The organism is Mesorhizobium sp. P3_B5 (assembly GCF_056402815.1).
Genome location: NZ_JBFUGR010000001.1, coordinates 726,857 through 736,418, shown reverse-complemented (window position 1 = coordinate 736,418; position 9,562 = coordinate 726,857). Strand labels below are relative to the sequence as shown.

At 62.4% G+C, this 9,562-nt stretch carries 14 protein-coding genes; 7 read left to right on the top strand and 7 right to left on the bottom strand.

The window, feature by feature from the left end; all coding sequences use genetic code 11:
* Window positions 1-157: 157 nt before the first annotated feature.
* Window positions 158-1,315, bottom strand: coding sequence for an FAD-dependent oxidoreductase (locus AC1DVW_RS03645; RefSeq protein WP_477321215.1), 1,158 nt, complete (start codon window positions 1,313-1,315; stop codon window positions 158-160).
* 73 nt (window positions 1,316-1,388) lie between these two features.
* Here AC1DVW_RS03645 and AC1DVW_RS03640 point away from each other — a divergent pair, with 73 nt between their 5' ends.
* The gene (locus AC1DVW_RS03640) at window positions 1,389-1,841 is read left to right on the top strand and encodes a MarR family winged helix-turn-helix transcriptional regulator (protein ID WP_477321213.1); all 453 of its coding nucleotides are present in this window, start codon (window positions 1,389-1,391) and stop codon (window positions 1,839-1,841) included.
* 505 nt (window positions 1,842-2,346) lie between these two features.
* Complete coding sequence (locus AC1DVW_RS03635; protein ID WP_477321211.1) at window positions 2,347-3,246, top strand: ankyrin repeat domain-containing protein; 900 nt, start codon at window positions 2,347-2,349, stop codon at window positions 3,244-3,246.
* A 151-nt stretch (window positions 3,247-3,397) separates the two neighbouring features.
* Here the strand turns inward: AC1DVW_RS03635 and AC1DVW_RS03630 are convergent, their stop codons facing one another.
* From AC1DVW_RS03630 to AC1DVW_RS03615, 4 genes are all read right to left on the bottom strand, one after another.
* A complete protein-coding gene (locus AC1DVW_RS03630; protein WP_477321210.1) occupies window positions 3,398-3,988 on the bottom strand; it encodes a flavodoxin family protein in 591 nt (196 codons plus the stop codon).
* Window positions 3,989-4,282: 294 nt separating this feature from the next.
* The gene (locus tag AC1DVW_RS03625) at window positions 4,283-5,044 is read right to left on the bottom strand and encodes a terminase large subunit domain-containing protein (RefSeq protein ID WP_477321208.1); all 762 of its coding nucleotides are present in this window, start codon (window positions 5,042-5,044) and stop codon (window positions 4,283-4,285) included.
* A complete protein-coding gene (locus AC1DVW_RS03620; RefSeq protein ID WP_477321206.1) occupies window positions 4,941-5,303 on the bottom strand; it encodes a hypothetical protein in 363 nt (120 codons plus the stop codon). The genes AC1DVW_RS03625 and AC1DVW_RS03620 overlap by 104 nt, the downstream gene beginning before the upstream one ends.
* On the bottom strand, window positions 5,296-5,733 hold the full coding sequence (locus tag AC1DVW_RS03615) for a hypothetical protein (RefSeq protein WP_477321204.1): 438 nt from the start codon (window positions 5,731-5,733) through the stop codon (window positions 5,296-5,298). Before AC1DVW_RS03615 ends, AC1DVW_RS03620 begins: the two co-directional genes overlap by 8 nt.
* Before the next feature lie 69 nt (window positions 5,734-5,802).
* On the opposite strand from AC1DVW_RS03615, the gene AC1DVW_RS03610 reads away from it, so the two are divergent.
* The 5 genes from AC1DVW_RS03610 (at window position 5,803) to AC1DVW_RS03590 (ending at window position 8,043) form a co-directional block, all read left to right on the top strand.
* A complete protein-coding gene (locus AC1DVW_RS03610) occupies window positions 5,803-6,135 on the top strand; it encodes a hypothetical protein (protein WP_477321202.1) in 333 nt (110 codons plus the stop codon).
* 455 nt (window positions 6,136-6,590) lie between these two features.
* Entirely contained in the window at window positions 6,591-7,037 is a 447-nt protein-coding gene (locus AC1DVW_RS03605) for a Ros/MucR family transcriptional regulator (protein ID WP_477321200.1), read from the top strand.
* A 46-nt stretch (window positions 7,038-7,083) separates the two neighbouring features.
* Window positions 7,084-7,278 carry a hypothetical protein gene (locus AC1DVW_RS03600; RefSeq protein WP_477321198.1) on the top strand — a complete coding sequence of 65 codons (195 nt, stop codon included), beginning with the start codon at window positions 7,084-7,086 and terminating at the stop codon, window positions 7,276-7,278.
* A 112-nt stretch (window positions 7,279-7,390) separates the two neighbouring features.
* A complete protein-coding gene (locus AC1DVW_RS03595) occupies window positions 7,391-7,654 on the top strand; it encodes a hypothetical protein (RefSeq protein ID WP_477321196.1) in 264 nt (87 codons plus the stop codon).
* Window positions 7,655-7,746: 92 nt separating this feature from the next.
* Complete coding sequence (locus AC1DVW_RS03590; protein ID WP_477321194.1) at window positions 7,747-8,043, top strand: hypothetical protein; 297 nt, start codon at window positions 7,747-7,749, stop codon at window positions 8,041-8,043.
* A 27-nt stretch (window positions 8,044-8,070) separates the two neighbouring features.
* Here AC1DVW_RS03590 and AC1DVW_RS03585 read toward each other — a convergent pair whose 3' ends face one another.
* Window positions 8,071-8,484 carry a DoxX family protein gene (locus AC1DVW_RS03585; RefSeq protein WP_477321192.1) on the bottom strand — a complete coding sequence of 138 codons (414 nt, stop codon included), beginning with the start codon at window positions 8,482-8,484 and terminating at the stop codon, window positions 8,071-8,073.
* Between the two features lie 277 nt (window positions 8,485-8,761).
* Window positions 8,762-9,511: a tryptophan 2,3-dioxygenase family protein gene (locus AC1DVW_RS03580; protein ID WP_477321190.1), complete on the bottom strand. Its 750-nt coding sequence runs from the start codon at window positions 9,509-9,511 to the stop codon at window positions 8,762-8,764.
* Window positions 9,512-9,562 lie beyond the last annotated feature (51 nt).

Genomic DNA, 9,562 nt, shown 5'->3' with positions numbered 1-9,562 from the left:
AGACGGAGAGGGGGAGTGGCGCAGACGTAGCCGGATGAGGCGATCGAACCAGCTTTGCCAAGGCTGAAACGCTACGAAGGCCCCCTCTCCGGCCGCTACGCGGCCACCTCTCCCCCGCTCTGCGGGGGCGAGGAACCCAAGTTCTGTAAAGCTCCCCTCACCCCGCCGCAGCCACCTCCCCGCGCATCTCCGCATGCTGCCGGAACTGCTCCAGCGTCAGCTCCAGGCTGATATGCGACAGCTCGGTCGCGGCCGCTTCCGCCGCGTGCGTTGCCGGTTCCACCACACGTTCGAACATCTCCTGTTCGTAGAGCTTCACCGCTTGCGTCCAGTCGCCGGCCTCGACCAGGTGGCGGCCAAGTTCGGCGGCGTCGAGCATGGCGGCGTTGACACCCTCGCCACCGAAGGGCGACATGACATGGGCGGCGTCGCCAAGCAGCGTGATGCCGACCCGGTTCGGCCAGTGGTGGCCGACGGGCAGCGCGTGGATAGCGCGGGCAACGATGTGGTCGTTGCTGGCGGCGATCAGATCGACAAGGGCTGGCGCCCAGTCGGCGAACTCGGCCATCAGCCGCGCGCGGGCCGATGCCGGCGAAGCAAAATCGAAGGTCCTTTCCGCCCAGTCCGCCGGGACGCGGAAGATCGCATAGCCTCTCAGATGCGCATCGGCGTTGCGCTGCACGATCATGCTCTTGCCGTCGCCGTCGATGCCGATCTTGCCGCGCCCGACCAGTTTTGACAGCGCCGGGTGGCTGGCGTCGGCATCGTCGATGCCGAATTCGATGAAGGTCAGGCCGGAATATTGCGGCCGGTAACGCGACACCAGCGGCCTGACCCGTGACCACGCGCCATCGGCGCCGACGACGAGGTCGAACGGCCCGATCATTTCGGCGCCGATCGCCAGATCGTAGCCGCCGTCGGCGCGTGCATAGACTTCGCGCAGCTCGCGGCCCCATTGCACGGTGCCGGCCGGCAGCGAATTGAGCAGGATATCGCGCAGCGCCGAACGGTCGACTTCCGGCCGGTCGCCGCTGGCGTCGTCATGCGCCAGCACCAGCCGCCCGGTCTTGTCGTAGAGCCGGTCGCCCTGGTCCTCATAGCGCGCAATGCGCAGGAATTCCGCTTCGAGCCCGGCGCGCCGCAGCGCCAGCTGGCCGGACTCGGCGTGCAGATCGAGCGTGCCGCCTTGCGGTCGGGCCAGGGCATGCTGTTCACGCTCGAAGACGGTGGCGGCGATGCCATTGAGGTGGAGGATGCGCGCCAGGGTCAGGCCGGCAGGGCCGGCGCCGACAATGGCGATGCGTGGTTGGGTCATGGACAGGGCTCTCGCATTGATTTATATAGGAGCCTATATAATAAACATAGGCACCAATGCAAGTCTGGAAATCATGACCGACTGGACGCTGTTTTCGAACCCCGCCCCGCTCATCAACATGGCCTCGCGCGCCCTTGCCCGCCTTGGCGAGCGCCGGGTCAAGGCATTCGGCTTCAGCATCGGCCAGATGCCGGTGGTCTATCTGCTGCGCGACGGCGGCGCGATGTCGCAAAAGGAGCTGGCGCGCTTCGCCAGGATCGAGCAGCCCTCGATGGCGCAGGTGCTGGCGCGCATGGAGCGCGACGGCCTGATCCGCCGCACGCCCGACCCGAACGATGGTCGCAGCAGTCTCATCTCGCTGACCGAAACCGCACTCGCCAGCCTGCCTGCCGCGCGCGCGGCGCTGAGCGAAGGCTCGGAGCAGGCACTGGCCGGTTTCAGCGAGGACGAGGTGGCGACGCTGCTCAGCCTGCTGCGGCGGCTGAACGAAAATCTCGACCGGCTGGTGGCGCAGGAGACGGAGTGAGGGCTGGCCAATGGTGTTTCCAAAGGAACGCTAATATATATGGACGCTCGAACCAGCAGCGCCTGCCAAATGCGTGAGGAATGCCATGCGAAGGTTCATTTTCACGGCAGCGTGTATCGCCGTCTCAGCATCGGCAAACGCCCATGACTGGTACCAGGACAAGATTGACCCACAGACGAGATTGAAGTGTTGCGGCGGTTCTGATTGCCACCCCGTACCTCGGTCTTCGGTGCAGCCCACGATCGACGGCGGCTACATCTACCTGCCGCATGGCTTCAATATCTCACGCAGCCGCACACAGGAATCCCCTGATGATCAATACCACATCTGCGAGGGCACCTACGTCATAACCAATCAGCAGTATTTGCGTTGTTTTTTTGCACCTCGCGTCAAGGTCTCGCTAGGGCGTGAACTCACAAGCGGGCATGGCTAGATCAAACGTCTGCTTCCGATAACACCGGCCAAGGGAACTCTCATCAAGGAAACTCTGATCAAGGAGGATACAATGATCAAGCGGGGACGCATGTGGGTGATAGGGGCTTCGTCGGTCCTTTGGTTTCTTGCACTCCCCGCCCAGGCGAGCGACCTGGGTGATCTTGTCAAGAAAGGCGACGTCGCAGCGGTGACTTCCGCCTTGGACAAAGGCGCCGCTATCAACGAAATTGACGGTGTTACCGCGCTCTACATCGCCTGCGAAGCCGGAAATGTCGAACTGGCAAAACTTCTGATCGATCGTGGGGCGGACGTTAACCTGCCCGTCAGTTGGCAAAGAACGCCACTCTACGCCGCCAACAAGGGTGGCTACGCCGACATCGTCAAGCTGTTACTCGACAATGGGGCCAATCCAAATCAGTTGGCGAAAGCGCAGACCCCGCTGCATGTGGCTGCCGAGAATGGCTGCCTTCAGTGCGTCATCTATCTCGTCGGTGCTGGAGCAGAGGTCAATGCACTGACATCGAATGGAAGTCCGCCCATACATCTGGCCAAGCTCAGGGGTCACGACGACGTCGTCGCCTACTTGCGCAGTCATGGCGCCGAACGACCGGCCATTGCGCCGATTTCGCCACGGCTTGCATCGGCAAACGCTGAATCGGGCAAAGAGATTTTCGGCAGAACGTGCGGGGCTTGTCATCTTGTGGTGCTGGGGGTCAAGAACCCCAAGCCCAATCTGTGGGGAATCGTCGGGCGGCGGAAGGCTTCGCAAAACGATGTCCAGTATTCGTCAAGTCTAAAGGACGCTGGTGGCGATTGGACCTTCGAGGAACTCAATTTCTTTATCTCAAACCCCGCACTCACTTTGCCTGGAACCGATATGAGTTTCCCGGGTCTGCCGGACGAGAAGCAGCGAGCAGACCTCATCGCTTACCTCAGGACCTTGAGTGAAACACCGTTGCCGCTTCCCTGATTGCTCCGCCGAGCACGAGGAGCTCTTGCGATTTCAGGACGCAAAGCGGTAACCGGCCGAGACTCCGGTGTTCCGAAAGTCGGGTGGGAAGATAGGTCATGTTTGGGCCCCTCGTGTCTCACCACGCGAGGAGGCAAGAGATGTGCCGGTATCACCTGCTCCCGACCCACTGCCGGATCTCGTCAGCCAATTGCTCGAGAACGCCCATCGTCCCGGCGGGGAGCGGGTCCGGAAACCGTTGCTCGGGATACGCGAGCGTTCCCCCCAGATGGACCGGCTGGACGCAGGGCATCTCGTGCTGTTCGAAAAACTTGATCATGTTGTCCGCACATAGGCGCACACTCGGATCGTCCGCGGGATCGGTGGCGCCGTTGACGATGACCGCTCCGAGTTTTCCTTTGAGCTGTTGTCCGCCGCGCCACAGGGGATCCGATCTGTCGAGCAAGACGACGCCCAGGGCCGGCGGCATTCCGAAGCAGGTAGGAGTAGCCATCAGAATCACGTCCGACTCTTTCATGAGTGACAGAACACGATCGATCCCGTCGCCGTGGTATCCGAACGTTTGATAACACTGCTCGCACCCGAGACAGTCGATACGCTCATCGGCCAGACGCACCTGTTCCACGACCTTCACCCGCCGATCTCTCTCGAGCGAGCGAAGAACCTCGCCGAGCATCCGCGCTGAGTTACTGGACGCGCGTGGGCTACAGTCTATTCCAATGATGGTCGTCGCTTTGTCCATGTGAGTATCCCTAGTAAGGCGTGACACAGGGCGAAGTCTTGAGTATCCCCACCGATGGCTTCAAAGTCGATGATACTCGCTCTCTACCTTTGAATTTTCCGGATCACAATTGTCCCCTAAGGTCGGTGAGCTGATCCGATCCGTCGAGGGCTGCTCGGGAAATATCCCACCATGCGGTCTGGCATTCATCGTTGCCGGCAGCCGCCCGAACTAGCCCTGACTGAATGGGGCGCGAAGGTGACGCATCCCGATGGCGATAGGGCGGGGAACGAAGTCCTCGGACGGACCGACCACTTAGCCCTTCGCCATACCCTCTACCTCACTCGCCGACAAAAACAACAGCACCACATCCGACATGCCGAGCAGCGGCGTGAAGGTGACGATAGTGATGCCGCCCGTTGCGTTGGTGCGGGTCAGGCCTTCGGAATAGATGTCGAGCGGCGGCTCCTCGTCGAACCAGACGCCGTGCAGGGTTTCGCCCTGCCACTTCTCGCGGCCTTTTTCAAAACTCTTGAACGACAGCACCGATTCATCGGCCTGGACATCGCCGCCACCGCCATGGCGCACGACGACGCTGTCCAGCGCACCGGGCGCGCCGCGCCCCATTGTGGTGTTCAGGATGGCGTCGCCCGGGATCATGCCGGTGCCCCACGCCGCCTGCTGCTGCGGCGGGCCGACCAGGATGCGCTGCGGGTTGTCGCGCGTGCCCTCGCCGGTAACGCCGGCCGCCCACAGCCGCACCGCACTGTCAAAAACCTTGCCTTGCCACCACGCGGGATAGCGGCCGGTGAGATGCATCGCCCATTCGGCGCCGCCGGCCCGGGTCTTGCCAAGCTGGTTGCCGGCCATGAACAGGCGCTCGCGGTTGGTCGCTCCTGCGGCGTGGAATTCAGCCTGGCGTTGATAGGGGTTGTAGGCCGCAAGTTGGTTAGTCCGACGCCGGCGGTCCAGTTCAGCCAGCAGGCTCAGATATTCCTTGCGCGCCGATGCCTGGCTTGGCGAGGAACGGCCGGAGGACGGCTTCGAGGCCGCGGATGCGGCTGCGGATCTCGTCATCGCTCAGCGCGTCCAGATGGTTGATTTCGACATGCAGACCCTTTGGTAGATCCTTCGGCAGCACCGACAGCACGATTTTCAGATACTGGTCGGGCTTGTCGGCCCGCACCGCGGCGATGACGCCGGCGCCGTGGCTGCGAAAATCGGCGCGCACCGCCTCGACGAAATCATCGCCCAACGTTTTCTTCGGCCGCTTGCGCCCGGATTTGCTTGGGGATTTCGGCGCGGGTTTGCGGGACGGGTTTTCGGACTCAGCCATGCGGCGAAACCCCGGCGGGCTCCGCAGCCGCCTTCGCCGGCCTGGCCGTCCTCGCCGGCTTGCCCCTGCGGGATTTCCGACGTGCCGGCTTTGCGCTCTTGCGCACCGGCTTGGCCGTGGCGGGTTTTGCCGCCGTATTGGTCGATGTGCTGTCGCCTTGCCCGGACTTTGCCGCCGCTTCCGGCAAGGCTTTCAGGTTCGCCCTGGCGATGCCGACCGCCCTGCCGTTGACGCCCTGCGATCCCAGGGCAAAACCAAAGCCGCCGACCGCATCGACCGGACCGCCTTTGACCATGCCAATCAGCACACCTGGTGCGACCGTCTCGAACCGGCCAGCGCGCGCCTGCGGCACGCTTTCGAACTCGCCGATGGCGCTGACGACCTCATGGCCGCCATCGTCGATGATGATTGTGGCGTATCGCACAGACATAGCTGTTCACCTCTGCACAGAGTCAGGGAACAAAGTCCCTTTCTCGCGAGCTACCTAGGAATCTCTAATATGCGATTCATCGTCGTACAGGAGCCGACTGACACATGGGCCGTATTTGACACGGCGCTGGACGAGCCCGCGGATTTCACCGGCAAATGCCTCATTGGTTTGACGCGGGACAGCGCCAAGTGGTTCGCCGCAAGGTGCAATCAGGAAGCGTCGCGGAGAGGCGGTCAGCGTAATCAGGCGGCAGTCGTCGCGCCAGCGTGCCTGCGGATCCGACTGGCCTTTACGCCTATTCATGGGGATGAGATGTTTGATGCCTCATTGCACATGATGGACGCCCCGCCAACGGTCAACGGCGGCAACACAAGTGGCTTTTTGGTCAACGAGATCGCCTGAAAACAAAAAACCCATTGGCGGCGGGTCGCTGGCGCAAATCAGCACCATGGACAAATATTAGCATAGCTGCCGTCACCCGGTCAAGGAAATAATTCCTAGTCGACGAACCCCTTGCCATGACGATCGCCGAAAGTCGGTGCCACTGTCACCGGTTGGGCGTCTGGCGACGAGACGGCACTTCGGTTGGAAAGTGAACCCGATTGTCTCTGGCGATCTGGCCTGAAAACAAAAACCCGCCTCGGCGGCGGGTCGGTGGCGCAAATCAGCACCATGCCCCAAATCAATAGCATAGATGCCGTCACCGGGCAATCACGGCACGGTATGGAATCGGCCGGAGTCATGCTTGATAGCGCTACCATGGCGATGTCAAGCCATATTCATGTGTCCTAAAGTGCCATGCCCTAGCGTAATCCGGCCTGATATTCTTGCTCTGGTGGGAACAGGGGAGCAACGCTATGTCTGGAGAAAGCAACCAGCGAAATATAGGTTTGACCGTCGATATCGTCGCGGCGTTTGTCAGCAATAATTCAGTGCCGGTGGATGATTTGCCGGCGCTGATCGCCAGCGTCAATGCTGCCCTTGGCGGCCTGGAGCAGCCTGTCGCTGCTGAGCAACCGGCGCCGGAACCCGCCGTCAATCCGAAGCGGTCGATCACGCCGAACTTCATTTTCTGCCTCGAAGACGGCAAGAAATTCAGGTCGCTGCGACGTCACCTTGGCTCGCGCCACGGCATCACGCCGGAGGTCTATCGCGCCAAATGGGGGCTGCCGGCGGATTACCCGATGACGGCGCCCAACTACGCCGCCAAGCGGTCGGAACTGGCAAAGCAGTTCGGCCTCGGCGTCAGGTCGGTTGAGGTACAAGCCGGAAAAGCCCCCGCCAAGCGGGGCCCCAAGGCGTAGCAGCGCCGGCGCCATTGCGCCGCCCGTTTGCCTGTGGAGGACGACCATGGTGATTGGAGAGCCCGATGACGTCCGCGTCGAACGGATCGACCGCCGGTGGGCGGTGCTGGTGACCGCGCAGGGCAAATTGACCCGGCACCCGTTCGACACCCAGGCCGAGGCCGAGGCCTTCGCCGACGAGCAGCGAACGAGGCTTGGCCTTCCCGCCAAGCCACCGGTGGACGATCCCAGGACTCCGTAAACCTGTGGAAATGCCTCGATCCATGGACATATCGGCCGCTCGGGCCTTTGCGACCGGCTGGTCATTAGCCAGCGCTTATGGAATCATTTTGCCCGGGACTTGGGAGGGCAGGATGGACAAACCAGCCATGGCATCCATGTTCAGGATGCGGCATGCACCAGCAAAGGTATCGGGCGTTCGCAGCATCGGCGCAGGCCAGGCCGATCCGGTCATCAGCACGAGGCCGCTGGGCGAGGCGATCCGCTTCGTCATCGACGCCCACCCCCACTACGACATCAGCGCGGTGGCGATCAGCTGCGGCGACGGACCGAGCCTCGGCCCCAGGGAGGTGAAGGCGCTGTGGCTCGAATACGGCCATCGCTGGATGGAGGAGTAGGCGATCGCCAATTTTGAAATTCGGACGCTGAAGCGCCGTCTGGATCGGAAACGGCGTTCGTGCGTTGGTCCTTACCCAATGGGAGCAAAACAATGAACGTCGCCAATCTGCAACTCGAAGGCCTGCTGATGGCCATCGCATCGATCAACCAGGTGCTGGTCCGCAAGGGAGTGCTGTCGGTCGAGGACATCGACATCGCCTTGCGCAAGGCCGAGGCCAGCGAAACCGGCGAGGAACGCTCCGGCGGCATGTCGGCTTCGAGCCGCGATGCCGTCAACTTCCCGATCCGGCTGCTGGAGCTGGCCAACCAGTGCCAGCCGGAGACGGATATGCCGTCCTTTTCCAAACTGGCGCGCATGGTCGGCCAGATGAAGGATCCTCTGTCATGACCGACGCGGCGATTGCTCGCCGCACCATCATGCCCTGCCAAGCCTCGACGCCAGGACATCGCCCGGCCCATGAACCGCGGCGAAGAGCAGGCCGGCGGCGAACGGGAAATGCGACATGAAGGCGCCGAACTCGGCCTGGTTCCCCGCCCAGTGCGAAGGACCGTGGAAGGCAAAGCCGAGGAAGACCACGTAGACCGCGCCGATCACTGCTGCCGGGGTCAGGAACGCGCCGGTCAGGAAGGCAACCACCAGCAGCGTTTCGAGGATTGCGGCGCACCAGGCCAGAAACAGCGGGAACGGGAAGCCAGCGGCGGCGATGTAGCCGGCGGTCATGCCCATGTCCATGAGCTTGAAGGCCACCCCCATCGCGAACATGGCGGCGAAGATCAGGCGGGCGATGATAATGGCAACGGTCTGCCAGGTCGATTGGGTGGTTTCCACGATGTTCCTCCGGGATTGGGTTTCGACCCAAGGACGGGCGACCATCGCGAAATCCTACACCGGCCGCAAGGTTTTTGGCTGGGATCGGCGCGGCCCTGCCTTCTCCCCCTGTGGGAGAAGGTGGATCGGCGCGCAGCGCCGAGACGGATGAGGGGTGTTGGAAGAGATGAGGCGCCGGTGTCTTCTGGAACACCCCTCATCCGACCGAGCTTCGCTCGGCCACCTTCTCCCACAAGGGGAGAAGGGAGGACCAGCGTCGATGCCTCGCGCCGCTCCCCTACCCCACCTTCTCCGGATGGCTGATCGAGTCGCGCACCACCCCGTACTCGCCGCCCCAGCGGTCGGTCATGTCGCAGCGTATGTCCCACAGTTCGGGGAAGAAGCGATGGCGCGCACCGGCGGCAAGCAGTTCGACCGGGCGGCCTTTCAGCGATTTCGAGCCGAGCCCGATCGAGCGATGGATGAGGTAGAGATGGTTGGCGCGGAACTTTTGGAACAGCTCGTCGAATTCGATCAGCGCCTCGGCGACGACATAGGAGTCGCCGTGATCATATTTGGCATCGTAGACATCCTCGACCGTCAGCCCGCGGCCATCTAGATAGGCGGCCTTGAAGGCCCGCCACAGGTCCGGCGGCATGCGCAACAGCAGCTTGAAGCCGGGCGACTCCTGGCCGCTGCCATTGCCAAGCTGCAGCCTTATCTGCTGGTATTCCTTGGGCGACATGGTCTCGAGAAGGTCGAGCTGCGCCGTCATCATCCGCATCAGCCGGTGCACGCGGCCCATCAGCGTAACGATGCGATGCGTGTTCTGTTTTTCGAGGAAATCGATGACATCGACCAGCGTGTAGGTGATGAGCTTCATCCACAGCTCCTCGACCTGATGCACGATCTGGAATTGCAGCTCGTCGGCATTGACCATCTCGGCCAGCGGCTTCTGGCATTGCAGAAGCGTGTCGCATTTGAGGTAGACGCCGTAGTCGCGCATCTCCGGGGTTTCGATGCGGGCATAGTAATCCGGCTTGTTCATGCAGCTGCTCCTTGCCCGGCCCATCGCCGCAGGCTCTGTCTGGCGACAGTG

Bases quoted from the DNA above. Each gene is read 5' to 3' on its own strand.
- AC1DVW_RS03645 (WP_477321215.1), bottom strand. From the start codon at position 1,315: ATGACCCAACCACGCATCGCCATTGTCGGCGCCGGCCCTGCCGGCCTG.
- AC1DVW_RS03640 (WP_477321213.1), top strand. From the start codon at position 1,389: ATGACCGACTGGACGCTGTTTTCGAACCCCGCCCCGCTCATCAACATG.
- AC1DVW_RS03635 (WP_477321211.1), top strand. From the start codon at position 2,347: ATGATCAAGCGGGGACGCATGTGGGTGATAGGGGCTTCGTCGGTCCTT.
- AC1DVW_RS03630 (WP_477321210.1), bottom strand. From the start codon at position 3,988: ATGGACAAAGCGACGACCATCATTGGAATAGACTGTAGCCCACGCGCG.
- AC1DVW_RS03625 (WP_477321208.1), bottom strand. From the start codon at position 5,044: ATGACGAGATCCGCAGCCGCATCCGCGGCCTCGAAGCCGTCCTCCGGC.
- AC1DVW_RS03620 (WP_477321206.1), bottom strand. From the start codon at position 5,303: ATGGCTGAGTCCGAAAACCCGTCCCGCAAACCCGCGCCGAAATCCCCA.
- AC1DVW_RS03615 (WP_477321204.1), bottom strand. From the start codon at position 5,733: ATGTCTGTGCGATACGCCACAATCATCATCGACGATGGCGGCCATGAG.
- AC1DVW_RS03610 (WP_477321202.1), top strand. From the start codon at position 5,803: ATGCGATTCATCGTCGTACAGGAGCCGACTGACACATGGGCCGTATTT.
- AC1DVW_RS03605 (WP_477321200.1), top strand. From the start codon at position 6,591: ATGTCTGGAGAAAGCAACCAGCGAAATATAGGTTTGACCGTCGATATC.
- AC1DVW_RS03600 (WP_477321198.1), top strand. From the start codon at position 7,084: ATGGTGATTGGAGAGCCCGATGACGTCCGCGTCGAACGGATCGACCGC.
- AC1DVW_RS03595 (WP_477321196.1), top strand. From the start codon at position 7,391: ATGGACAAACCAGCCATGGCATCCATGTTCAGGATGCGGCATGCACCA.
- AC1DVW_RS03590 (WP_477321194.1), top strand. From the start codon at position 7,747: ATGAACGTCGCCAATCTGCAACTCGAAGGCCTGCTGATGGCCATCGCA.
- AC1DVW_RS03580 (WP_477321190.1), bottom strand. From the start codon at position 9,511: ATGAACAAGCCGGATTACTATGCCCGCATCGAAACCCCGGAGATGCGC.